Source organism: Vibrio sp. RM-41-2B, assembly GCF_024744415.1.
GTDB lineage: Bacteria > Pseudomonadota > Gammaproteobacteria > Enterobacterales > Vibrionaceae > Vibrio > Vibrio diabolicus.
The window spans coordinates 161475-184701 of the sequence record NZ_JAMQWD010000003.1 but is presented as its reverse complement, the minus strand read 5'-3'; the positions used below and the strand labels follow the sequence as shown (position 1 = coordinate 184701).

At 45.6% G+C, this 23227-nt stretch carries 23 protein-coding genes; 8 read left to right on the top strand and 15 right to left on the bottom strand.

The features are described from left to right. Positions 1 to 53: 53 nt before the first annotated feature. Positions 54 to 1829 carry a SulP family inorganic anion transporter gene (locus NB463_RS00930; RefSeq protein ID WP_046875514.1) on the bottom strand — a complete coding sequence of 592 codons (1776 nt, stop codon included), beginning with the start codon at positions 1827 to 1829 and terminating at the stop codon, positions 54 to 56. A 212-nt stretch (positions 1830 to 2041) separates the two neighbouring features. After that, complete coding sequence (fadE, locus tag NB463_RS00925; RefSeq protein ID WP_258431099.1) at positions 2042 to 4486, bottom strand: acyl-CoA dehydrogenase FadE; 2445 nt, start codon at positions 4484 to 4486, stop codon at positions 2042 to 2044. A gap of 376 nt (positions 4487 to 4862) precedes the next feature. On the opposite strand from fadE, the gene lpcA reads away from it, so the two are divergent. Both lpcA and NB463_RS00915 read left to right on the top strand, forming a co-directional pair. After that, entirely contained in the window at positions 4863 to 5438 is a 576-nt protein-coding gene (lpcA, locus tag NB463_RS00920) for a D-sedoheptulose 7-phosphate isomerase (protein WP_005380392.1), read from the top strand. Positions 5439 to 5489: 51 nt separating this feature from the next. Beyond that, on the top strand, positions 5490 to 6335 hold the full coding sequence (locus tag NB463_RS00915) for a class II glutamine amidotransferase (protein WP_006741678.1): 846 nt from the start codon (positions 5490 to 5492) through the stop codon (positions 6333 to 6335). A 372-nt stretch (positions 6336 to 6707) separates the two neighbouring features. On the opposite strand, the gene purN is transcribed toward NB463_RS00915, so the two are convergent. Together purN and purM are read right to left on the bottom strand one after the other, a co-directional pair. Then, on the bottom strand, positions 6708 to 7364 hold the full coding sequence (gene purN, locus NB463_RS00910; protein ID WP_053809784.1) for a phosphoribosylglycinamide formyltransferase: 657 nt from the start codon (positions 7362 to 7364) through the stop codon (positions 6708 to 6710). A 151-nt stretch (positions 7365 to 7515) separates the two neighbouring features. Further along, positions 7516 to 8556 carry a phosphoribosylformylglycinamidine cyclo-ligase gene (gene purM, locus NB463_RS00905; RefSeq protein ID WP_053809783.1) on the bottom strand — a complete coding sequence of 347 codons (1041 nt, stop codon included), beginning with the start codon at positions 8554 to 8556 and terminating at the stop codon, positions 7516 to 7518. A gap of 179 nt (positions 8557 to 8735) precedes the next feature. Between purM and upp the strand changes: the two genes are divergently transcribed. Beyond that, entirely contained in the window at positions 8736 to 9362 is a 627-nt protein-coding gene (upp, locus tag NB463_RS00900) for a uracil phosphoribosyltransferase (protein WP_041852906.1), read from the top strand. Positions 9363 to 9483: 121 nt separating this feature from the next. Here upp and NB463_RS00895 read toward each other — a convergent pair whose 3' ends face one another. Continuing rightward, entirely contained in the window at positions 9484 to 10737 is a 1254-nt protein-coding gene (locus tag NB463_RS00895) for a uracil-xanthine permease family protein (RefSeq protein WP_226421026.1), read from the bottom strand. A gap of 365 nt (positions 10738 to 11102) precedes the next feature. Between NB463_RS00895 and NB463_RS00890 the strand changes: the two genes are divergently transcribed. Then, positions 11103 to 12311 carry a DUF2066 domain-containing protein gene (locus NB463_RS00890; protein WP_258431098.1) on the top strand — a complete coding sequence of 403 codons (1209 nt, stop codon included), beginning with the start codon at positions 11103 to 11105 and terminating at the stop codon, positions 12309 to 12311. A gap of 140 nt (positions 12312 to 12451) precedes the next feature. Here the strand turns inward: NB463_RS00890 and NB463_RS00885 are convergent, their stop codons facing one another. Genes NB463_RS00885 through NB463_RS00870 form a run of 4 tightly spaced genes read right to left on the bottom strand, consistent with a single transcriptional unit; the run spans position 12452 to position 15303 of the window. After that, a complete protein-coding gene (locus tag NB463_RS00885) occupies positions 12452 to 12892 on the bottom strand; it encodes a DUF2069 domain-containing protein (RefSeq protein WP_012841511.1) in 441 nt (146 codons plus the stop codon). A gap of 22 nt (positions 12893 to 12914) precedes the next feature. Next, entirely contained in the window at positions 12915 to 13484 is a 570-nt protein-coding gene (wrbA, locus tag NB463_RS00880; protein ID WP_012841512.1) for an NAD(P)H:quinone oxidoreductase, read from the bottom strand. Then, complete coding sequence (gene arsC / locus NB463_RS00875; protein WP_053809780.1) at positions 13485 to 13835, bottom strand: arsenate reductase (glutaredoxin); 351 nt, start codon at positions 13833 to 13835, stop codon at positions 13485 to 13487. A 16-nt stretch (positions 13836 to 13851) separates the two neighbouring features. Beyond that, on the bottom strand, positions 13852 to 15303 hold the full coding sequence (locus tag NB463_RS00870) for a beta-barrel assembly-enhancing protease (RefSeq protein ID WP_258431097.1): 1452 nt from the start codon (positions 15301 to 15303) through the stop codon (positions 13852 to 13854). Between the two features lie 257 nt (positions 15304 to 15560). Between NB463_RS00870 and NB463_RS00865 the strand changes: the two genes are divergently transcribed. After that, on the top strand, positions 15561 to 15797 hold the full coding sequence (locus NB463_RS00865) for a sulfurtransferase TusA family protein (RefSeq protein ID WP_046875522.1): 237 nt from the start codon (positions 15561 to 15563) through the stop codon (positions 15795 to 15797). A gap of 1 nt (position 15798) precedes the next feature. Then, entirely contained in the window at positions 15799 to 16872 is a 1074-nt protein-coding gene (locus tag NB463_RS00860) for an AI-2E family transporter (protein WP_145532723.1), read from the top strand. Positions 16873 to 16948: 76 nt separating this feature from the next. Here the strand turns inward: NB463_RS00860 and bcp are convergent, their stop codons facing one another. Then, positions 16949 to 17419, bottom strand: a complete 471-nt coding sequence (gene bcp / locus NB463_RS00855) for a thioredoxin-dependent thiol peroxidase (protein ID WP_005380418.1) — start codon at positions 17417 to 17419, stop codon at positions 16949 to 16951. Between the two features lie 16 nt (positions 17420 to 17435). Next, a complete protein-coding gene (locus tag NB463_RS00850; RefSeq protein ID WP_012841515.1) occupies positions 17436 to 17978 on the bottom strand; it encodes a glycine cleavage system protein R in 543 nt (180 codons plus the stop codon). Between the two features lie 477 nt (positions 17979 to 18455). Between NB463_RS00850 and dapA the strand changes: the two genes are divergently transcribed. Together dapA and bamC are read left to right on the top strand one after the other, a co-directional pair. Further along, positions 18456 to 19334, top strand: a complete 879-nt coding sequence (gene dapA / locus NB463_RS00845) for a 4-hydroxy-tetrahydrodipicolinate synthase (protein WP_176320057.1) — start codon at positions 18456 to 18458, stop codon at positions 19332 to 19334. An 80-nt stretch (positions 19335 to 19414) separates the two neighbouring features. Further along, positions 19415 to 20434, top strand: a complete 1020-nt coding sequence (gene bamC, locus NB463_RS00840) for an outer membrane protein assembly factor BamC (RefSeq protein WP_258431094.1) — start codon at positions 19415 to 19417, stop codon at positions 20432 to 20434. A gap of 106 nt (positions 20435 to 20540) precedes the next feature. Here the strand turns inward: bamC and NB463_RS00835 are convergent, their stop codons facing one another. Genes NB463_RS00835 through NB463_RS00820 form a run of 4 tightly spaced genes read right to left on the bottom strand, consistent with a single transcriptional unit; the run spans position 20541 to position 22959 of the window. Then, positions 20541 to 20744: a DUF2897 family protein gene (locus NB463_RS00835; RefSeq protein ID WP_012841517.1), complete on the bottom strand. Its 204-nt coding sequence runs from the start codon at positions 20742 to 20744 to the stop codon at positions 20541 to 20543. Continuing rightward, positions 20741 to 21439, bottom strand: a complete 699-nt coding sequence (locus tag NB463_RS00830) for a M15 family metallopeptidase (protein WP_145532725.1) — start codon at positions 21437 to 21439, stop codon at positions 20741 to 20743. The genes NB463_RS00835 and NB463_RS00830 overlap by 4 nt, the downstream gene beginning before the upstream one ends. A 14-nt stretch (positions 21440 to 21453) precedes the next feature. Continuing rightward, positions 21454 to 22590 (bottom strand): succinyl-diaminopimelate desuccinylase, encoded by a 1137-nt coding sequence (dapE, locus tag NB463_RS00825; RefSeq protein ID WP_145532727.1) that lies wholly within the window; start codon positions 22588 to 22590, stop codon positions 21454 to 21456. 18 nt (positions 22591 to 22608) lie between these two features. Continuing rightward, the gene (locus NB463_RS00820; RefSeq protein ID WP_104974904.1) at positions 22609 to 22959 is read right to left on the bottom strand and encodes an ArsC family reductase; all 351 of its coding nucleotides are present in this window, start codon (positions 22957 to 22959) and stop codon (positions 22609 to 22611) included. Positions 22960 to 23227: the final 268 nt, after the last annotated feature.

Sequence of the window (23227 nt, the reverse complement as noted above, 5' to 3'; positions counted from 1 at the left end):
TAAGCAATAGAAAACAGGAGTTTAATTTCCTGTTTTCTATATTAAATTTCTACTTAAGCCACTTCTGGAATTGGTTTGGGTGGCTGCTCTAAATCAGGCTCTTTTTGAACAGTAGGAATTTGTCCCTCACCCACAGCACTGATGTAACAGCCACTAAGTTTAATGGCAAGGTACATATCGGCTCGAAGTAAGATACCTCCTTCACTGGTGCTGATACCAGTAAGCTCACACCATTGACGTAAGCGTCGTTTCCTTCCTGCGAGGATTAAGCGTACGCCTCTCTTTTTTAAAGTATTGTGAATATCTGCCAGTGTTGCCATCACACTGAGATCCAAGTGAGTAAAGCTCGATACGGCGTCGATGACAACGCAACTTGCGTCTTTGTGATGTTCTACTTGCTCTAACACTCGGCGTTTAAAGTAAGGTGCGTTGAAGTAAGTCAGCGGCGAGTTAAAGCGGTAAATCACCATTCCTGGAATAGGTGATGCTTTTCCTGAGTCGTCGATGGTCCGAATTGTGCCTTTTTCATCCAAGCCAAGTAGCTGATCACTCGGTCGCATGACAATACGTAAAAATTGAAACAGCCCTAGCAGTACCGCCAAAGTGATCCCCGGTATTACGCCTACGATCAAAACAGAAATAAAAGTGATGATTGCTAGATAGAACGCATCTTTGTCACGAGATTTTAATTTCCAAATGGCTTTGAGATCGAGCAGAGACAAGGATGCGATGATCAACACGACACCAAGTGATGCGATGGGAATAAACTGTAAAGGCTCATAAATAAATACCGCAATAATGGCAATAGTGATTGCGGCGACAATCGAAACTAATTGAGATTTCCCGCCATTGGCATCATTTACCGCTGTGCGTGAGTCAGCTCCGCTTATCGCGAAACCTTGCGAAAACGCCGAGGCAATGTTGGCAAAGCCCAACGCCTGAAACTCTTTATTTGCATCAATATCATAACCGTTTTTGGCGGCGAAACTGCGCGCGGTGAGCATCATGCTAACAAAGCTGACAATCGCAAGGTTGAGCGCCGGGACCACTAGCTCACGAACTTCACCTAGCTCAAACTCCGGCGTTTGAAACTGAGGGAAACCACCTTGAGTGAGCCCAACTACGGATACGCCCATCTCTTGTAAATGGAAAAACCAAACTGACGCGGTAGTCACGAGTATCGCCAGCATGGCAGCAGGCCAAGTTGGTCGGTAGCGTTTGGTGAGTAAATAAACGACAACCGTCACGATACTCAGAGTTACGGTAGGCCAATGAAGCTCGGTTAATCGTTGTGGAGCCTCCCATAAGCGTTCCAGCAAATAACGTTGTTCGTATTTCAAACCGACCACTTTGGCAAACTGACCAACGATAATCGTGAGAGCGACACCGTTGAGTAGACCCAAAAGAATCGGGCGAGAAAGGAAGTCTGCAAACACCCCTAACTTGAAACGACTTGCCAGTACACACCAAATACCAGTCATCGCTGTCATGGTCATGACTAACTGCCAATGTTTTGTAGGATCACCTGCGGCAAGTGGTGTTACAACAGCAGCGATCACTGCACAAGTTGCTGCATCGGGTCCGACAATGAGTTGTCGAGATGTGCCCATCATGGCGTACACCAACATTGGCAGTACACACGAGTACAGACCGACAATTGCGGATACCCCGGTTAATTGTGCATAAGCAATGGCAACTGGCAGGGCAACCGCGACAACAGAAAAGGCGGCTCTAAAGTCGTTAACAAACCATTCTTTTTGATAATGCTTAAGCTGAACAAGCCCTGGGAACCACTGTGCGAATAATATTTTAGCCAACGGATTTACCATATATGTGAGTGAGTTACTTAAAAGTATACACCGCTTGCTTGGAACGTCTGTGAGTTAGTTATCACTGGAAATCGGGGGGAAGGGTCGGAGTGCGTGGATTTTATTGCGCTTGCGCAGAGGTTCTTCGTGGTGTGAGGTGTTATGAACGCTATTCTGGTAGCTATAAAAAAACGGGAGTTGTTACTCCCGTTTTATGGTTTCAGATTAGAAAGTTAAGCAACGCTATCCATCTGAGGGTATAGCGGCTTTGCGGCGAGCAATTCCGGCTCAAAGTCGTCAACGTTTATTGTATCCAGACGATGCTGTTCCGCTTCTCTGAGTAGATCGGCTTCTTCTTGCGTTATGAAGCCTTGCTCTAGCCCTTCCTGAGCAATCATATCCAAACGTAGGAATGGACGACGTTTGCCTTGCGCTTTACATACTTTGTCGAACACTGGCTCAGCTTGAAGAATGACTGACAGGGCAAGCTCAATCTTACCTGCTGCGTTGTGCTCGGTTGGTTCAAGGTACTGACCGCGACCAATGCGTGAGCGCGTTGCACTAGGCGTTTGTAGAATGCGCGCCACTTTGCTGTCTAGTTTATCGCTTGGCGCTTTGCGTACACGACCGAATGGCATGATTAACACGCGCAGTGCACGACCAATCACTTTGTTCGGGAAGTTTGCTAAGAATTCGTCTACCGCCACTTCCGCTTGTTTCAAACTGTCTTGTAGACCCCAGTGTACTAATGGTAAATCTTCGACTGGGCGGCCATCTTGCTCAAAACGTTTCAACGTCGCAGAGCTCAAATATAGCTGGCTTAGAATGTCACCAAGACGCGCTGATAGACGCTCTTTACGTTTCAAAGAGCCACCTAGCACTGCCATTGAGATATCCGATAGCAGAGCAAGGTTTGCGCTGTAACGGTTCAATTGTTGGTAGTAACGTTTGGTTGCATCTTTGGTTGGTGATGAAGAACCTAAACCGTCGCTCAAACCAAACCAGATGCTGCGAACGAGGTTACTCATGGTGAAGCTCGCGTGACCAGCAAGCGCTTTATCAAACTTCTCTACAGAGTCACTGGCATCAGAGTACGCTGCGTTCATTTCTTCAAGAACGTAAGGGTGACAGCGAATCGCACCTTGACCAAAGATGATCATTGAACGAGTTAGGATGTTTGCACCCTCAACCGTTACCGCGATTGGCGCACCTTGGTAACCACGCGCTAGGAAGTTAGAAGGTCCCATACAGATCCCTTTACCGCCTACGATGTCCATTGCGTCGATGATGCTTTGTTGTCCACGGTGCGTACAGTGGTACTTCACGATAGCTGAGATAACCGAAGGTTTTTCACCTAGGTCGATACCTGCCACGGTTAAGTTACTTGCTGCATCCATTACGTAAGCATTACCACCAAGACGTGCCAATGGCTCTTCTACGCCTTCCATGTGACCGATAGGTTGTTTGAACTGACGACGAATGCGTGAGTAAGCGCCCGTTGCCATTGCCGCAGTTTTGATGCCACCTGTTGAGTTTGAAGGTAGCGTGATACCACGTCCAACCGACAGACACTCAACCAGCATACGCCAACCTTGGCCCGCCATTTTTTCACCACCGATAATGAAATCGATAGGAACAAAGATGTCTTTACCGCGCGTTGGGCCATTTTGGAAAGGCACATTGAGCGGGAAGTGTCGGTTACCAATCTCAACACCTTTGACATCAGTTGGGATAAGCGCACAAGTGATGCCAAGATCTTCTTTGTCGCCTAGCAAACCTTCAGGATCGCGAAGTTTAAATGCTAAGCCTAGTACCGTTGCGACTGGCGCTAGGGTGATGTAGCGCTTGTTCCAAGTCAGGCGCATACCCAGTACTTCTTTTCCTTCCCATTCGCCTTTACAGACCACACCGTAATCTGGAATAGATCCAGCGTCAGAACCCGCTTCTGGACTTGTTAGGGCGAAACAAGGGATTTCCTTACCTTCAGCTAGGCGCGGTAAGTAATGATTTTTCTGATCTTCAGTACCGTAGTGTTGCAGTAGCTCACCAGGGCCCAAAGAGTTAGGAACACCAACGGTAGACGATAGAACGCCAGAAACACCCGTTAGTTTTTGTAGTACTAGTGATTGCGCGTATGCTGAGAACTCAAGACCACCGTACTTTTTCTTAATGATCATGGCGAAGAATTTGTGATCTTTCAGGTATTGCCATACTTCTGGTGGTAAGTCTGCGAGTTCGTGAGTCACTTGGAAATCGCTCACCATGGCACACACTTCATTCACTGGACCGTCTAAAAAGGCTTGTTCTTCTGCACTTAATTTAGGTGCTTGAATTGCGTGAAGCTTTTGCCACTCTGGTTTGCCTTTAAATAGCTCGGCTTCCCACCAGACGGTACCTGCGTCTAACGCTTCTTTTTCGGTTTGAGACATAGCTGGCAGCACTTTCTTGAAAAGCGCTAATGCTTTGCGGCTTACCAAAGACTGACGTACGCCAGGAACCGCGAATACAGCGGCAGCAAGAACGTAAATAGCCCAACCAGTAACGCCAACCGCGCCTATTACTGTGAGCGCTAACAAAGCTGCTGTGAGTAAACTAATAGATTTCACGAGAGACATGCGGTGGTAGAGCGTAATGCCTAGCACGACCGTCATCGTGATGATTGAGAGCAAGATGTCCATATGTATTTTCCTTTTCAGACTTTATAAGTGTTGTACGTCTGTATGTTAGGTAAGAGGTCTAACCAGTTGGTTTAAGTGTAATCAAAATATTAAGGAAATGTAAAACATAAGATTGGATAAAAAGTGATCTAAGTAGAGTTAAAGTTCTAAAGTTGCGATTTGAGTGATGGTTTCATGAGCAAGTTGACAAGTTTATTACCATCACCAATCTAAATCTGTTGGTTCACTATCGACACTAATTCTCGTTTGTGGGTAAACTCAGAGTAATCAAACCCGAGTTCAGGTTTATGAAATGTCCGATACCAAATTGGTATCAGAACAATTTGCTCAGTGAATCTAGGACTGACTGAAGCCGAAATAATAAAGAGAACGTCTTATGTACCATGATCTGATTAGAAGTGAATTAAACGAAGCTGCTGAAGTGCTCAACAAATTTTTAAGCGATGACCATAACATTGCACAAATCGAAGCAGCGGCGAAAATGATTGCTGACTCATTCAAGCAAGATGGTAAAGTACTGTCATGTGGTAACGGTGGTTCTCACTGTGATTCGATGCACTTTGCCGAAGAGTTAACAGGCCGTTACCGAGAAAACCGTCCTGGCTATGCTGGTATTGCTATTTCAGATCCAAGTCACCTTTCTTGCGTGAGTAATGACTTTGGTTATGACTTCGTGTTTTCCCGTTATGTAGAAGCCGTTGGTCGAAAAGGTGACGTACTGTTTGGTCTGTCGACTTCAGGTAACTCAGGTAACATCCTGAAAGCGATTGAAGCGGCGCAAGCGAAAGGCATGAAGACGATTGCGCTAACAGGCAAAGATGGCGGCAAAATGGCAGGGCTTGCCGATATTGAAATCCGCGTGCCACACTTTGGTTATGCGGACCGTATTCAGGAAATTCATATTAAGATTATTCATATCATCATTCAGTTGATTGAAAAAGAGATGGAATAGTCGTTTCACGGCCACCTTTTCGAGCTGTGTTGTTAGGGAGTTTTTTAAATCATGTGTGAATTGCTCGGTATGAGCGCTAATGTTCCGACGGATATTTGTTTCAGTTTTACCGGGCTCATGCAGCGTGGAGGTCGAACTGGCCCACACCGTGACGGATGGGGAATTACCTTCTACGAAGGGAAAGGTTTTCGAACTTTCAAAGATCCCAAGCCAAGTTGTGAGTCGCAAATTGCAGAGTTAGTGCAAAATTATCCCATCAAAAGTCGCGCTGTCGTTAGCCATATCCGGCAGGCGAATCGTGGCGGCGTTAATTTAGAAAATACTCACCCTTTTACACGTGAGCTGTGGGGGAGGTATTGGACGTTTGCGCACAACGGTCAGCTCTCAGGCTATCAAGACTTACATACGGGTCGACACCGACCTGTCGGTGAGACAGATAGTGAACTGGCATTTTGCTGGTTGTTGAAGCAAATGGAAGATCGATATCCTGAGCCGCCAAAGGACATGGAATCGGTATTCTTATATGTTGCTAAATGTTGTGATGAGCTAAGAGAGAAGGGTGTATTTAACATGCTTCTGAGTGATGGTGAGTATGTAATGACGTATTGCACCAATCACTTGTATTGGATCACGAGACGCGCACCGTTTGGTAAAGCCGCTTTGCTTGATGAAGATGTGGAAATTAACTTCCAAGAAGAAACAACGCCACATGACATTGTTTCTGTGATCGCGACTCAACCTTTAACGGGTAACGAAGCTTGGCAGCGGATGAAACCTGGCGAGTACGGCTTGTTTCACCTAGGTGAACTAGTGAAAAACAATGCCTCTGAACTGGTGAATGTGCCGTTTGCAGCGGCGAAACCGGGCAATCAGGCGCCAACTGAGCCGTTAGAATAGCGGTTAACTCGGAACAACTCGTAAAGCTCGCTTAATCGCGAGCTTTATTTTTATACGTTTTCAACCGAATGCGGATACTGGTGAACTCTCATACTTTCTAGCTTCCTAGTCTCGCTAAGGCTTGCCGGAAAGATGTAACTGATAGAAATTTCTCATAAAACACCACGTTATTCTGAACGGTGAGGAACGAACCAGATTCAGAATCTACTTTCCGAGTGTCGTGTTACTCAAGTGGTTATGGGATTTTTTTAGAATGTTGGGTTTTAGGTTTCTAGTCTCACTACGGCTTTCTTGAATCAAGTTTATATGTTTCAAAATAACAAAAGGCAGCTCTCAGGCTGCTCTTTTGTGTTTGGAGTTTGGTATTCAGGACTACTCATCGGAGGCGTAGCCGTGTGCGCCAAGTTCTGCGCCATCTAAATAGGCTTTACCATCCTTCATGATCAACCGCTCGTCTACCAACCACTTAGCCACCATAGGGTAGATTCGGTGCTCCTGAGCCTGCACACGCGCAGCAAGTACACTAGCATCATCGTCTTCGAACACCGGAACTTTTGCTTGCAGTATGACAGGGCCACCATCAAGCTCTTCCGTTACAAAGTGCACACTCGTACCATGTTCTTTGTCGCCAGCATCTATTGCTCTCTGGTGTGTGTGTAGCCCAGGATATTTTGGTAGAAGAGAAGGGTGGATATTGATCATCTTACCCATGTAATGAGAAACAAACTCGCTGCTCAGAATACGCATGTAGCCCGCCAGAATAATCACGTCTGGTTGGTACTCATCGATTTGACTCATTAGCTCTGCATCAAAGCTTTCACGCGAGTCGAATGCTTTAGGGTCGACAAAGTGACCGTCTACATCAAACTTTTTTGCACGTTCTAAACCCAAAGCATCAGCTTTGTTAGAGAACACGGCTGCCACTCGTGCGTTTGGCATGCTGTCTTCGCAAGCTTCCAAGATAGCTTGCAGATTACTTCCGTTACCCGAGATGAGGACCACAATGTTTTTTAGGGTATGGTTTTTCATGATGTCGAGAGCGCCTTGGTATGGTAGGTTGGAGTTATGTAGCTTCTAAACTACCTACTAATAGAATGGTTTTTAGTGTTCTAGATAGCAAAATGAGGACCTAGTCATCTAGTGTCCTCATTCTTCTTATCTTTTGAGCTCGATTTGCAAATTATTGGATTTCAACTTGCTCTTCGTTCGCTTCAGCTTGTGCGATTTGACCAATCACCCATGCGTTTTCGCCTTCTTCTTTAAGAAGAGCAACTGCTGCGTCTGCCTGGTCTTTCGGTAGTGCGACGATTAGACCTACACCACAGTTGAATGTGCGGTACATTTCGTGTGTGTCGACGTTGCCTTTCTCTTGTAGCCACTTGAAGATCACTGGCCATTCCCAGCTGTTACCATCGATAACTGCTTTTGTGCCTTCAGGCAGCACACGTGGGATGTTTTCCCAGAAACCACCACCAGTGATATGAGAAATCGCATGGATGTCGTGTTTCTCAATCATCTTAAGTGCTGATTTGATGTAAATCTTAGTTGGTTCTAGTAGGTGCTCACCGATAGTGCGACCTACTAGTTCTTCGTTCTTATCTGCGCCAGATACTTCTAGGATTTTACGGATAAGGGAGTAACCGTTTGAGTGTGGGCCGCTTGAGCCAACAGCGATAAGTGCATCACCAGCAGCGACTTTCGTGCCGTCGATCACGTCTTCTTTTTCGACGACGCCAACACAGAAACCAGCTACATCGTAGTCTTCGCCTTCATACATGCCAGGCATCTCCGCAGTTTCGCCACCAATTAGGGCGCAACCTGCTTGAACACACCCTTCAGCGATACCTGAAACAACATCCGCTGCGGTATCAACGTCTAGTTTGCCTGTTGCGTAATAATCTAGGAAGAACAGTGGCTCTGCGCCTTGCACGATAAGATCATTTACACACATCGCAACAAGGTCGATGCCGATAGTGTCGTGCTTGTTCATATCCAGCGCTAGGCGAAGCTTAGTACCTACGCCATCAGTACCAGAAACCAGTACAGGTTGTTTGTATTTGGTTGGCAATTCGCATAGCGCGCCAAAACCACCGATACCACCCATAACTTCAGGGCGACGAGTACGTTTTACCGCACCCTTAATACGATCCACAAGCGCGTTGCCTGCATCAATATCTACACCAGCGTCTTTATAGCTAAGAGAAGAGTTGTTACCACTCACAGGGAAGTCCTCGGTATTAAGTTGGATATGAAAACGGCGCTATTCTAACAGTGCTTAAACACAGATAGCAAACGTTTGCGTCTGTTTTTTTCTTTAGTGATTTATCCTGATATCCCTGTAAAAATCATGTATAATCTGAAGGTTTGTTTAAATATTGCCAACTATAGCCGGAGATGGACATGAAAGTTGTTGAAGTAAAGCACCCTCTAGTAAAACATAAAATTGGTCTAATGAGAGAAGGTGACATCAGCACAAAACGTTTTCGTGAGTTAGCGACTGAGGTCGGTAGCCTACTTACTTACGAAGCAACGTCAGACTTTGAAACAGAAAAAGTGACCATTGATGGTTGGAACGGTCCGGTAGAAGTAGACCAAATTAAAGGTAAAAAAGTAACCGTAGTACCAATCCTACGTGCAGGTCTAGGCATGATGGACGGTGTTCTTGAGCACATGCCAAGCGCACGTATCAGTGTTGTTGGTATTTACCGTGATGAAGAAACACTTGAGCCAGTTCCTTACTTCAACAAGCTTGCTTCTAACATCGATGAGCGTATTGCGCTTGTTGTTGACCCAATGCTTGCAACAGGTGGTTCTATGATTGCTACGATCGATCTTCTAAAAGAGAAAGGTTGTAACCAAATCAAAGTGTTAGTACTTGTTGCTGCACCAGAAGGTATTGAAGCGCTAGAAAAAGCACACCCAGATGTGGAGCTATACACTGCTGCAATCGATGAGAAGCTAAATGACAAAGGCTACATCGTACCGGGTCTAGGTGATGCAGGTGATAAGATCTTCGGTACTAAGTAATTCTTTAATGTATTACTACGACTGAACAGAAAAAACAAAGGCTTGGTGAAAACCAAGCCTTTTTTATATCTATAATACGAGAAGAATAAAATGCGCCACTCAGTAAAGCAGCGCAGACGCACTATTTCGCGTTCTCTTCTTCCATTTGTGCGTTATCTACAACGTGGTTTTCACCTAAATCGTTTGGTAGCACAAGGTTAAGAATAATTGCCACGATACCGCATAGGCTCACACCTTGTAGGCTGAACTCGCCAATACCGAAAGCCATACCGCCAATACCAAATACAAGTGTTACGGCAACGATCACTAGGTTACGAGACTTATGTAAATCAACGTTATTCTTGATCAGTGTATTAAGTCCTACCGTGGCGATAGAGCCGAACAGCAGAATCATGATGCCACCCATGACAGGAACTGGAATCGTTTGAAGAATCGCGCCTAGCTTACCTACCAATGCAAGTACGATTGCAGTGATCGCAGCCCAAGTCATGATCACAGGGTTAAATGCTTTGGTTAGCATTACCGCTCCTGTAACTTCACTGTAAGTGGTGTTTGGTGGAGCACCCACCATCGAGGCTGCGATAGTTGCCACCCCGTCACCTGCGATTGTGCGATGAAGGCCAGGTTTTTTCAGGTAGTTTTTACCTGTAACGTTTGAGATAGCAAGCATGTCACCTACGTGCTCTACCGCAGGTGCGATAGCGACAGGAATCATGAACAAGATTGCGTTTATGTTGAACTCTGGCGCGGTGAAGTTTGGCATAGCTAGCCAAGCCGCTTGTGTTACTGGAGTGAAATCAACCACCCCATAGAATAGAGAAACAGAGTAACCAGCAAGAATACCACCAACAATAGGAACGAGCTTCAAGAAGCCTTTTGCAAACACGCTTAGTACAATGGTTGTGAGCAGTGAGACCGCCGAGATGATGATCGCAGCATCACCATTAACAAGCTGTGCAGCACCATCACCGGTTTTACCTACCGCCATGTTCACTGCTGTTGGAGCAAGGCCAAGACCAATCACCATGATCACAGGGCCAACGACAACAGGGGGGAGAATTTTATGGATAAATCCAACACCACGCACTTTGATCATCGCCCCTAGAGCCACATAAACCAGGCCCGCTGCCATTAAGCCGCCCATCGTTGCGCCGATACCCCAAGTTTGGATACCGAACATAATAGGAGCAATAAACGCAAAAGAAGAGGCAAGGAAGATGGGAACAGAACGTTTAGTCATTAATTGGAAGAGGAGAGTACCGACACCGGCACCAAAGAGGGCGACATTTGGATCAAGGCCAGTTAGCAGCGGCACAAGCACCAAAGCACCAAAAGCGACAAAGAGCATTTGAGCGCCTTGTAACGCGTTTTTCATAATAATTCCCTATTTTCAAGATACGCAGACAAATCCGGCGAATACTATCATCCTGCAATCGTTTGCAACGTTGCATGGATCAAACTTTCGATTGAATCTTTCCCATAAATAGCGTTTTTGAGAGTTAGTTGCTTGCAAATTGTCCTCTTTTACGTGTCTTGCGTGAAGGTGAAAAATAGACAGCCTAACTTGTTGAGATAGCTTAATAAGCAATGAGTTTATTATAAAAAATAGCACTGAAGCGCTGGTTGAGGCCCGAGTTAACAAAGCTGGTCATAATACAGACAATTTACTCAGTACTTACCTTGCTCAAGATTTGATAGTTGCTTATTATTCGGGTTCTTGTTCAGAGGATTATAAAAACTATGCGCTATTTAGCTCTCTTACTGATAGGTTGGTTGTCCCTACCAGTATATGCATTAACTCAGGTGGATATCTATCGTGCCGAAGTGGTTATCGACAGTGAGCAGAACGACGGTGAGTCTCTGGCTCGTCAACAAGGTATGCAGGATGTGATTGTTCGAGCGACCGGTTCTCAATCCTCTTTAAGCAATCCAGTGATTAAAAAGGCACTTGGTTCAAGTGCGCGTTACATTTCCCAACTGAGCTATGGGCAGGTTGATGGAAAAGCGAGCTTAAAAATGTTGTTTAACAGCGACCAAATCAGCTCGCTTTTAACACAAGCACAATTGCCATCTTGGTCGCCAAATCGCGCCAATATTTTGGTTTGGATGGTGGAAGAGCAGAGCTACGATCGTAATATTGCTTGGGAGCATTCCGACTCTTCAAACGTTGTAGCACTTCGCAGTGCTGCGAAATCGAGAGGCTTGCCGATCACGATCCCGGTTGGTGATTTTGATGATGTAACTGGTGTGAATGTTTCTGATCTTTGGGGCGGCTTTATTGAACCTATTGGCCAAGCCAGCCAGCGATACCCAGTGGATGCTGTTTTAGTTGTGCGCGCTCAAGGTGAACAAATTCGCTGGACGTTATACGATCAATCACCAATGAGAATTGTTGAAGCACAACGCTCTCCGCGTAACGGTTCAGCATCAGGCGCCAATGCCATTGCTGAGATGGTTGATGGCATCGCTGACTATTACGCGAGTAAGAGCGCAGTGGTAGTATCTGGAAAATCTTCAAAAGCGTTGGCGGTGAAAGTCCTTAATGTAACGTCTGCCACGGACTTCTTCCGTTTAGAGAATGCGTTAAAACAACTTAATTCGGTTGCGGGTACGGAAATTAAGCGTGTCCAAGGTGATGAGCTGACGCTCAACATCCATCTTTTGGCATCTCAACAAGCTTTTGAGAAAGAAGCTTCTTCTATTTCTCAATTAATGGTTTTTGAAGATCCTTTGGGTGAAGTTGATGCCCCAGCTTTAACTCAAGAAGCAGAGCCAATTGCTCCGATGAATGAAGCTAAAGATACAGCTATGGTAGAAAAAGTGCAGTCTGAAGTGCCTACGGATATCGCGGCGGAAGCAAAGGACGAAACGCAACCAACTCAGCCGATGATTGTGGAGCCTGTCCGAGAACAGTATGACTTGATCTACGAGTGGCGCTCGGCATCGTAATCGCATTGATAGCTTTCCAGGCGTGAAGCGCAAGGATCAAACACCAATGTGGTAAGCGTAAATAAGAGTCGCAATAGCGACTCTTTTTGTTTTCTAAATTCGTATTCGAACCAATGATCAGTGATTGACTGCGATTGGCGTTATTTATTGAATTTCGCTTTTTCTTCTTTTTCTACTTGAGAGAGGCGTTTCAACTTAAGACCTAGCTCTTTGCCTCTCGCTCTAGCAAACAAAATATTGCCAGCGAAACCGAGTGAAGTCAGGAGCAACTCTACTGCCGCAAGCCAACGTTCTCCGCCATCCACATAAAGGATGGTCAGCGCATGCAAGAAATACAGCATAAGAACAAAGTTAGCCCAAGCATGAGTGTAAGGCTTGCCGGCCAAAATACCAGGCAACGGAAGTAATAGCGGAATACACCAAGCAATAGCAAGTGTTGTGCTGCTGAGGTGAGGGTGAGGGGACAACGCAAGCTGCCAAATAGCGACCCAGGCCAATAAGGCTAAGTTGCCAAATAAAGCCAGGTAACGATAGGTTTTAGCCTGTGTACCGAGTGGTGTTTGGTCTAAAGAGTCAGACATCGATTAACTATCCTTGATTTTACTAACAGACTTTTAGTTTTAACGCTGCAGTTGCCAGCCTTTTGCCTAATTGTTGTGCCAGACGAATCTCTTCACTGCTGAGGGTTGCCTCATGGCCTACACTGCTGGCGCCATACGGAGTGCCTCCGGACTGCGTAGTGTGTAGCTCTGGTTCGGCATAAGGAATGCCCAAAACCATCATCCCGTGATGCAATAAAGGGGTCATCATGCTTTGTAACGTTGTTTCTTGACCACCATGCATCGAAGAGGAAGAGGTAAAGACACAAGCTGGCTTATCGATTAAGTCACCACTGACCCATAAAGATGTAGTCTGATCCCAGAAGTGCTTTAAAGGCGCAGCCATGTTGCCAAACCAGACGGGACTGCCAAACGCTAGACCGTCGCACGTTTTCAGTTCCTCTAGAGTAACAATTGGATCAGAAGGGGAGTGTGAGTGAGGTGACAATTCTTCAACTGTACGCAAAATTGCTTGGCATTGAGGAGTCGATTCGACTCCTCTTGCTATCTGTCTTGCCAGTTGTTTTGTCGAGCCGTGACGGCTGAAATACAAAATAAGGATCTGGCAATCCATTTATAGAATATCCAACACTTGCTCTGGTGGTCGACCAATTTTCGCTTTGCCGTTGGCAACTACCACCGGACGCTCAAATAATTTTGGATTTTTCGCCATTGCTTCGAACAATTGCTCATCGCTAACAGAGTCTTCGCCTAGGCCAAGTTCTTTGTATTCGCTTTCTTTGGTGCGCATCATTTCACGTACAGATGAAAAGCCAAGTTGTGCGTACAGCGCTTTTAGCTCATCTACGTTAAGTGGTGTTTCTAGGTATTTGACGACTTCCGGTGTAACACCATTTTGCTCAAGCAGTTCAAGTGTTTGACGGCTTTTTGAGCAACGAGGGTTGTGATAAATCACGACTGACATGGTTTTCTCCATTTCGTTATTGTAATGCCATGAATCGATCTCTTTGGATCATTAGTTGGTCAATACGGGCATCGTATCGAGCTTGCTCTAAGCTGCCCAACTTGGCCATTTTACTTGCTTCACTATAATATTGAATCGCTTTATTCCAGTTTGCTCGCAACGCCAAAATTTCCGCTCGCGCAGCCAACTCTTCATCACTACGTCCTAGTGCGTGGTAGCTCTTCGATATTAGGTGCCAGCCATTTGTATCTTCAGGATAATCATGAGTGTATCGCTGAAGAACTCGCGTGGCTTGATCGTTTTTATTGTCCTCAAGTAGCGCATTGGCATAGTTAATGGTCAATACTTTATTTTGAGGGTTCCGAGATAACGCTTTACGGAGCATATCGGTTGCTTTTTCTGGCTGCTTCTTATCGATATATAAATCCGTCATAGCATCCAGGTAGAACGGGTTACTTGGGTCCTGCTCCAGCAACTTTTTCAAAATAGGTTCCGCTTGAGACAAGCGTTTGCTGTCTAAATGTACGAGTGTTCGCCCATAGTCAAAAGCAGGTGTAATGTCCGCAGAGGCTTTCTTTTGAGTTCGCTCAAACCAGCCTAAAGCAGCTTGTCCGTCAATGCCGGCGTACCGCGCCACAATGCGCGCACGCGCTAGGTGATAGTCTATTGAAGGCACTACTCGCATTGGTGGATAGGTCCTTGCTCGCGCACGGCTATCGGTAATTCGATCTTCAGGTAGTGGGTGAGTCAGTAGCATTGGCGGCGGTTTACTCGCATAACGATATTCATCTGCAAGACGGCCAAAAAAACGTGGCATTGCTTGAACATCAAAACCAGCTTTTGCCAGTGTTGAAATACCAAAGCGATCCGCTTCTTTTTCATTCGCGCGAGTGTAGTTGATTTGGCTTTGCATGTTACCTGCGGTTGCCGCCGTAATTGCAGCCATCCCCGCTTCTGGTGAGGCAATCGAAAGCAGTAATGCGCCAGCGAGTGCAGCTAATGTGGCCGGAGAGCGACGTGCTTGCTCTTCCATGCTGCGCGCAAGGTGGCGTTGTGTGACGTGCGCAATCTCGTGAGCAACAACAGAGGCTAACTCGCTTTCTGAACGTGCATGAAGAAACAACCCAGAGTGCAACGCTACGTAACCACCAAAAAACGCGAACGCGTTAATATTGCGGTCGCGAATCATAAAGAAGTGAAACGGCGTTTTTACATCGTTCGCATTGGCTACTAATCTGTGCCCGAGAGCGTCAATATACTCATTGATAACAGGATCATTAACGATAGGTTTACTGGCTCTGAGCATACGCATATAGGCGTCGCCGTAAATCAACTCTTGGTCTATTGAGAGCGTGCCACCAGCAGCCGTGCCAATGTCTGGCAAGTCAATGCTATTGGCATAAGTTGTCGGCGAACTGATTGCAGCTGCAAGACATAAGCAAACTAGCGAGCGAGTGCGTTTTAACATACGTTTAAAAGGTTCTCCAAAATACATAAGCATGTGGTTAGAGGCTGAGAACCTCTCAACAGCGCCACATGCGTTTTGGTTATCCGCGAGGATATAAGCTAGCAATAAGACCGGAAATAAATGAATTGGTTTCGTAAATTATTTTATATCCGAGTCATTTCAGCATGTGGTTAAATCATGTCAGAAGTGCTAGCACCAGCTCAAAAAGCCGTTACAATACAACCCTATCATAAGTGCAGAGCAATACAATGGAATCCATGTTACTTGATTTGCGTGAACAACGTTGCCCTATGGCACTGTTACTTGCAAAGCGTCACGCTGCTGAAGTCTTTCAAGGAGAAACGCAGCAGTATCATCAACTTGTTATTCAAGTGGTGGATAACAGCTCTAAACGAGACATTGTGAACTATCTCAGTGCCCAAGGGTACTCAGTTGATTGCCAATCTACATCAGAGCACTACACATTGACTGTATTCAATAAGGAATCCGCATAAGATGTTTGAAATGGTTAGTCGTTGGTATAAACGACGTTTCTCAGACCCTCATGCAGTAAGTCTCGTCGCGATCTTGCTGTTTGGTTTTATCACCATTTACTTCTTTGGGCATTTGATTGCGCCATTGCTTGTCGCGATCGTTTTGGCTTATTTACTTGAATGGCCAGTCGTAAAAATGTGTCGCATGGGCGTGCCGCGCACTTTGTCGGTCATCATCGTGATCTTAATGTTCGTCGGATTGATGTTGATCGCTTTGTTTGGTTTGGTTCCGACGATTTGGACTCAGGTCGGTAATCTAATTAACGATATTCCAAACATGTACAACGGGTTACAAAAGTTTATTGTCACGCTACCAGAACGTCATCCTGAGTTAGCAAACTTAGAAATTGTAGAAACCGTGGTGACAAATGCCAAAAACCAAGCGTTGGGACTTGGTGAGAGTGTAGTAAAAGGCTCACTTGCGTCATTAGTCAGTATTGCGACGCTAGCGGTATACCTGATTTTAGTGCCACTACTTATCTTCTTTTTGCTTAAAGACAAAGAAGAAATGCTGAGAATCGCAAGCGGTATTCTGCCGAAAAACCGTAAATTGGCGAATAAAGTTTGGCATGAAATGAACGAGCAGATATCAAATTACATTCGCGGTAAAGTGCTCGAGATTTTAATCGTGGGTGGCGTGAGTTACGTGACTTTTGCCATTTTAGATCTTCGCTATTCGGCGCTGCTTGCCGTAGCTGTCGGTCTATCGGTGTTAATTCCTTATATCGGCGCGGCAGCTGTAACTGTGCCTGTCGCCATCGTTGGTCTGTTCCAATGGGGTCTTGCGCCTCCGTTTTATTGGTTGCTGCTTGCTTACGGTATTATCCAAGCGCTGGATGGTAATGTGTTGGTTCCTGTTCTGTTTTCCGAGGCGGTAAATCTACACCCAGTTGCCATCATTGTGGCAGTGTTAGTCTTCGGTGGCTTGTGGGGTTTTTGGGGCGTATTCTTCGCCATTCCGTTGGCGACACTAGTTAAAGCCGTATGGCATGCCTTACCAAGTACGGAAGAAAACGAACCAGTCGAACAAGAGTAGGCGTTACCAAAGAACAATGCTCAAAAGAAAGCCCAGCAGTTTGCTGGGCTTTTTGTTATTTGAGAACGGATCGCGCTTATGCGTTTTCGTTCAGGTAATTTAATACGACTTCGTGGTGATCTTTGGTTTTGAACTTGTTGAACACGTGTTCAATTACGCCTTCTTCATTGATCAGGAAGCTAATGCGGTGAAGACCATCGTATACTTTACCCATGAATTTCTTTTCGCCCCAAACGCCAAATTGGTCTGCAACGGCATGATCTTCGTCAGAAAGCAGGGTGAAGTTTAAATCATCACGCTCGATGAATTTGCCTAGGCGTTTTACAGGGTCGATGCTTACGCCAAGTACCACCACGTTGTGTGCATCGAGTTCAGCTTTGATGTCACGAAGACCTTTTGCTTGTGTAGTACAACCCGGAGTCATCGCCTTAGGGTAAAAGTAGAAAAGTACTTTCTTGCCTTTAAAGTCTTCAAGAGAAACGGTATTTCCGTCTTGGTCGAGCAAAGAGAAGGCTGGCGCTGGCGAGCCTGCTGTCAGCGTATTCATGGTGATTTCCTTTACTTTATAGTGTGTTTTTAATGAAATTCAGAGAACCTTGTACGTTGAGCGACTGACAAAGTTCATCGAAATCTTCTTGTAATTGCATTAAGTTACAATCTGCACTTACTGATGCGGTAATCGCAATGTGGAATTGGTCGGCATCAAGTTGAATTTTCGACTTACTGATAGTTTGCGCGCTGAGTGAGTCCAAACCAATCTGTTGATCCGCGAAGAACTTAGTAAACTTTTCAGTCAGACCTGGGCGGTCTTCAGACTCAATAAACACTTCCATTGTGTAGCTGTTGTCGAGCAATTCGTGCGCCGACGTACGCTTCATAATCGTAATCAGGTCATGCTCTTGGCCAAGTAGAGGCAATTGCGTTTCTACTCGAGTCACGCTACTGGCGTTCCCAGTTAGGAGCATGATCAGCGTAAATTCACTTCCAAAGATAGCGATACGGCTATCGACTATGTTACAACCGGCTTGAGTAACGAGGTGTACGACTTGGTTACAAATGCCTGGACGGTCCGTTCCAACTGCTGTAAGTACCAGATGTTGCTTCATAAATGAGCTTCTTGTCCTTTCTTCAATAGAGAGATGTTAGCACAGATATTGCGGAGAAATATCGAGTCAGTTCTTTTTTTAGTTTACAAAAAAGCAGGTTGGCTCTTGAGGTGAACGATTGGAGGCAAGCAGTAAACGAGGGAGTTGGGGGAATAAAACGTTTGCATGATGTGCTTGCGTATTGTTTGGTCTTTTTATTCACTCAGGTCTGACTTGGCGAGCGCAACCCAAGAGTATATTTTCCTGGCTTGTGCACTTCAGTATTTTCCAAATCACTGATAGATTCTAAAGTCACTCGAAAGCCCAACACGATTATCAATATTGCCGCTAATCAAACCAAATAGAGCAATTAAGTTGCTAGACCTCTAACAACTGATAATTATTCATTCATTTGTACTTTGTAAGCGAGTTTACGCTCTTGTGTTTTTCAATCGCATTACAGTACCATGCAGAAAGAGTTAAATGAGGGAGATAAACATGTTTTCAGGAAGTATCGTAGCGCTGATTACGCCATTCAAAGCAGATGGCGAAGTAGACTTTGACAGTCTGCAAAAGCTAGTAGAGTACCACGTTGAAGCGGGTACAGACGGTATTGTGGCAGTAGGCACAACAGGTGAGTCAGCGACACTGACCATTGAAGAGCATGTAAAGGTCGTTAATAAAACTGTTGAGTTTGCCGACGGTCGCATCCCTGTGATTGCTGGCACGGGTGCAAATGCAACCCACGAGGCAGTAACATTTAGCAAATTACTGGCTGATTCTGGTATTGCTGGCTTCCTGAGTGTGACACCGTATTACAACAAACCAACTCAAGAAGGTTTGTTCTTGCACTACAAGGCAATTGCTGAAGCGAGTGATGTGCCTCTAATTTTATACAACGTACCAGGCCGTACTGCTGTTGATATGCAGCCAGAAACAGTGGCACGCTTGTCAAAGCTTGATAATATCGTGGCTTTAAAAGATGCAACGGGCGATTTGGACCGAATTGCAATTCATCGTGAACTTTGTGGCGAAGATTTTATCTTACTAAGTGGCGATGATGCGACGGGTCTCGATTTTGTGAAACTTGGCGGCAATGGTGTTATCTCGGTAACGAACAATATTGCAGCTAAAGACATGGCAGACATGTTCCATTTGGCAAGTGAAGGTAAGTACGAAGAAGCAGAAGCGATTAACCAACGCTTGATGACTCTACACAAAAACCTTTTCATTGAAGCAAGCCCTATCCCAGTAAAATGGGCAGCGCAAAAGCTTGGTTTGATTGAAGAAGGTGGTTTGCGTCTTCCTTTAACCACACTTTCTGAACAATCGCAGCCGATCGTCGAACAGGCGTTAACCGACGCCGGTATTTATTAAAATTGAGCTATTAAGATTGAGTTACTAGGATTGAAGTTCATACTGGGGGCCAAAGCGCCCTCGGTGTTTTAGGAGTATAGATGAAGCTTTCAAGCCAGTTAGTGTTAAGTTCATTAGCTGTATTCGTATTGACTGCCTGTTCAGGTGGTGCCAATCAACGTCGTCAAGCAAAAGATGACTTCGACTATTTGAACTCCCCCAATTTGGGTGAGTGGAATGTCCCACAAGGCGCACAGCCACAGTTTTATCCGAACTATGAGATCCCTCAGGGTAACTATGCTGGTGGTGTAGGTAAAGATGTCGACATTCGTCCACCTCAACAAGTCCTAGAGCTTATTCCTGGTGCACGTCTGGACCGCAGTAGTGATGGTGAAGTGACACTTTGGCTACTTCGTAAAGATGAACTAGATAAAGTTTGGCAAACGGTACAAAACATGGTCGCGGCCAACGAGATTCCAGTTGAAAGCCAAACGGATTCTCGTATCGAGACGGGTTGGGTGACGTGGGATTCGCCAGACGAAGAGCTGGAAATTGGTAGCCGATATGAGATCGTACGTGCTGAAGCAAATGGTCGACACGGCTTTAAAGTGAGTCTTATTGACTGGCGTGAAGGCAATCAAGTGAAAGAAGTAACGGCGACCAACCGTGAGCGCTACAATGTGTTCATGACTAACTTGGTAACCGCTCGCTACGATCAAGAAGTACGTGAAGAAGCACAACGTAAAGCGCAAGAGTTGGTTAAACAGATCCCAATTACAATGGGTAAAGACCGCAGCGGGCTTCCTGTGATTGTCGCGCGTGCGCAATACAACATGCTTTGGCAACGTCTGCCTAATATTCTACCTAAGATGGGCTTTAAGATTGAAGAGCGTAGCCAGTCTCAGGGCACAATCACTGCGAAATATGCGTCTCCGGATGATGAATTCTGGAACGATATCGGCGTTAAACCAGTGGAGTTAGACGCTGGTAAGTACACATTCTTACTTGGTGATTTAGGCAACCGTACGTCTATCAATATTACGGATTCCTCTGGTAAGCCAGTAGAAGAAGAGTTTTTGAAATCACTAGCGCCTGTATTGGCTGCGACGGTGAAGCAGTAACCAAAGCGAACTTAACGCGATACGTTTACACAATAATTGAAAAGGGACCCAGTGGTCCCTTTTTTGATGCTTATATTCGGCGTGTCGGGATAAAGTAGGTGTTTAACTAACGAGGCTCGTCTTTGTTGCTCTCCTCGTCAGCGGAGCGCTGTTTATCCAACGTGTTCAGCTTATCTAAATCGTTCTTACGGCTTTTATCCATCTGACCAAACTTCATTTTTGCGGTGTATTTGAGTGCGGCAATGTTACCAATGACCACGCTCAACACTACAATGATAATGACCCAAGGGTTGGTGAGTATTTCTATCATAGAGCCTCCGGCGGCGTGATATTGTGAATAAATTTGGCAACGACGTTATCCAAATTATTCAGTATGACGTCAATCCCTGCAATGTTGTCGGTCTGATTTTGCTGAATCAGCTGGTTTCTAAGCACATCATGCGTCAATTGCGCGAGGCACTGTTGCCCGACAGTGCGGTGGCTAATGTGCCAAGGCTCAATCGAAACGCCACCTAAATCTTGCTGATAAGGGAAGAAGAAGCCGAATCGACCAAGGTTGGCTTTTAACCATTGGTAGAACGCTTGCTGGTGGCCTTCAAGGTACTCCCAAGGCTCCAGCTTGAGTTTGGTGTCAGTAGGCAATAAATTGCGCGCATAGACATCAAAATCGCAACCCCAATGATGACGACTTCCTCCAGGCAGTGCCGACCAGCGCAAAATGGCCATCAACTTCTCTTCGTCATTTAACTCTGCTTTGTTTAAAGGGCGGGAGTTGACGTCGAGAATTGGCAACTCACCAGAAAACTTCCCGTTCCAGATCGCTTTTTGGCGGTTGAAGTCACGAAAACCACTGGCGATTTCCATTTTAAAACCTGCTTCTGTTGCCGCTTCAATCATCTTTAGCAGATCGTCAGCTACTTCAGGGTGGAGTAGAAACGCTTTTTGACCCACTAAAGTGGATTGCAGATGAGAATCTGTGGTGCCGGTGAGTTGCTCTGGTGTCATGGTGTTCTCGCTGATTACTTCGCTAACAGGTGTTTCAACGTGTTCTCGTACATGTCAGTCAACTTTTCTAGATCGTCCACTTTCACGCATTCGTTCACTTTATGAATCGTAGCGTTAACAGGGCCTAACTCTACGACTTGACCACCCATTCGAGCGATAAAGCGACCATCAGACGTACCGCCAGTTGTAAGTAGTGCTGGCTTCGTATCATTCACTTCGGCAACAGCAGCAACAACTGCATCTAGCAGCGCGCCTGTATCGGTCAGGAATGGGTCGCCGTTGAATGTCCATTTTAGGTCGTAGTCCAGCTCATGCTTGTCTAGTGTTTCGGTAACACGCTGAACAATTGCGTCATTGTTAAGCTCAGTACTAAAACGTAGGTTGAACTGAACATGGAACTCGCCAGGAATGACGTTAGACGCACCAGTGCCAGCCGATACGTTCGGGATCTGGAAGCTGGTTGGTGGGAAATAATCATTTCCTTTGTCCCACTCGGTTGTTGCGAGTTCATGAATCGCGAGTAGAGACTTGTGCACAGGGTTATTGGCTAGGTGAGGATAGGCCACGTGGCCTTGTGTTCCTTTTACCGTCAAATCGCCAGTGATAGAGCCGCGACGTCCATTTTTCACCACATCGCCAACTACTTCGGTACTGGATGGTTCACCGACGATACACATGTCGATATTTTCGCCACGTGCCATCAACGTTTCTACAACACGAACGGTACCATTGATAAATGGTCCTTCTTCATCCGACGTAATTAGAAAGCCGATTGAGCCTTTGTGGTCTGGGTTCTCTGCAATGAAGCGTTCGACAGCAACGACCATAGCAGCTAGCGACCCTTTCATGTCCGCTGCACCGCGACCGTGTAGGTAACCATCAATAATAGTTGGTTCAAACGGATGTGTATCCCAGTGCTCCAGTTTGCCAGCAGGTACCACATCGGTGTGGCCAGCAAACGCAAATAGTGGCGCTTCTGAACCACGTCGAGCCCAGAAGTTCGTGGTATCTTCAAACACCATTACTTCAATTTCAAACCCGAGTGCTTTTAAGCGCTCGATCATCAAATCCTGACAACCTGCGTCTTCCGGCGTTACAGATTGTCTACTGATCAGATCTTTAGCAAGTGCCAATACTGGACTGTCTGTCATCCTTGAGTATTCCTTTATTTAAGAGTTGAAAATGGTAGCGTATTGATCAGCTTTAAAACCGATATGAAGTTGATCATTCACTTTTAAAATTGGGCGCTTGATCATCGCCGGATTTTCTACCAAAAGAGCGATCGCGTTTTCTTCGTTAAGCGTGTCTTTCTGTTCTTGTGTCAGTTGGCGGTAGGTCGTGCCACGTTTGTTGAGCACCTGTTCCCAACCTAAAGCGCGACAAAATTCGCTTACCATAGCTACATCAACGCCTTGCTTACGGTAGTTATGGAAGTCGTAAGCAATATCCTCAGCTTCTAACCATTTTTTGGCTTTTTTGATCGTATCGCAGTTGGGAATACCAAACATGGTAATCGACATAGTGTTTCCTTTTTTCTTTGTTCTATTTTTCACTGGCGTGGTTAAAACGCACTTAAGTTATTTGGGCTGCTATAGCATCCTATCAAGAAGCAATCAAACTGACAAAATGCGGTGGAAAATATTTTCAGATAGATTGAGATAACTGATGTTACGTAACTTATTTACGATGAATGCACTATAAATCGAATAAAAAATCGTCTAAATCAAATGGAAAAGTCGAGTTATTGATCAAACGCAACATCTCGCTGAGCAAAAACGAAATAATGAA

Bases quoted from the DNA above. Each gene is read 5' to 3' on its own strand.
- NB463_RS00865 (WP_046875522.1), top strand. From the start codon at position 15,561: ATGTTACTTGATTTGCGTGAACAACGTTGCCCTATGGCACTGTTACTT.
- NB463_RS00895 (WP_226421026.1), bottom strand. From the start codon at position 10,737: ATGAAAAACGCGTTACAAGGCGCTCAAATGCTCTTTGTCGCTTTTGGT.
- dapE (WP_145532727.1), bottom strand. From the start codon at position 22,590: ATGACAGACAGTCCAGTATTGGCACTTGCTAAAGATCTGATCAGTAGA.
- NB463_RS00870 (WP_258431097.1), bottom strand. From the start codon at position 15,303: ATGTTAAAACGCACTCGCTCGCTAGTTTGCTTATGTCTTGCAGCTGCA.
- dapA (WP_176320057.1), top strand. From the start codon at position 18,456: ATGTTTTCAGGAAGTATCGTAGCGCTGATTACGCCATTCAAAGCAGAT.
- NB463_RS00930 (WP_046875514.1), bottom strand. From the start codon at position 1,829: ATGGTAAATCCGTTGGCTAAAATATTATTCGCACAGTGGTTCCCAGGG.
- NB463_RS00820 (WP_104974904.1), bottom strand. From the start codon at position 22,959: ATGTCGATTACCATGTTTGGTATTCCCAACTGCGATACGATCAAAAAA.
- NB463_RS00890 (WP_258431098.1), top strand. From the start codon at position 11,103: ATGCGCTATTTAGCTCTCTTACTGATAGGTTGGTTGTCCCTACCAGTA.
- NB463_RS00835 (WP_012841517.1), bottom strand. From the start codon at position 20,744: ATGATAGAAATACTCACCAACCCTTGGGTCATTATCATTGTAGTGTTG.
- fadE (WP_258431099.1), bottom strand. From the start codon at position 4,486: ATGGACATCTTGCTCTCAATCATCACGATGACGGTCGTGCTAGGCATT.
- bcp (WP_005380418.1), bottom strand. From the start codon at position 17,419: ATGAATACGCTGACAGCAGGCTCGCCAGCGCCAGCCTTCTCTTTGCTC.
- purN (WP_053809784.1), bottom strand. From the start codon at position 7,364: ATGAAAAACCATACCCTAAAAAACATTGTGGTCCTCATCTCGGGTAAC.
- NB463_RS00915 (WP_006741678.1), top strand. From the start codon at position 5,490: ATGTGTGAATTGCTCGGTATGAGCGCTAATGTTCCGACGGATATTTGT.
- NB463_RS00850 (WP_012841515.1), bottom strand. From the start codon at position 17,978: ATGAAGCAACATCTGGTACTTACAGCAGTTGGAACGGACCGTCCAGGC.
- wrbA (WP_012841512.1), bottom strand. From the start codon at position 13,484: ATGGATTGCCAGATCCTTATTTTGTATTTCAGCCGTCACGGCTCGACA.
- arsC (WP_053809780.1), bottom strand. From the start codon at position 13,835: ATGTCAGTCGTGATTTATCACAACCCTCGTTGCTCAAAAAGCCGTCAA.
- bamC (WP_258431094.1), top strand. From the start codon at position 19,415: ATGAAGCTTTCAAGCCAGTTAGTGTTAAGTTCATTAGCTGTATTCGTA.
- upp (WP_041852906.1), top strand. From the start codon at position 8,736: ATGAAAGTTGTTGAAGTAAAGCACCCTCTAGTAAAACATAAAATTGGT.
- NB463_RS00830 (WP_145532725.1), bottom strand. From the start codon at position 21,439: ATGACACCAGAGCAACTCACCGGCACCACAGATTCTCATCTGCAATCC.
- NB463_RS00860 (WP_145532723.1), top strand. From the start codon at position 15,799: ATGTTTGAAATGGTTAGTCGTTGGTATAAACGACGTTTCTCAGACCCT.
- NB463_RS00885 (WP_012841511.1), bottom strand. From the start codon at position 12,892: ATGTCTGACTCTTTAGACCAAACACCACTCGGTACACAGGCTAAAACC.
- lpcA (WP_005380392.1), top strand. From the start codon at position 4,863: ATGTACCATGATCTGATTAGAAGTGAATTAAACGAAGCTGCTGAAGTG.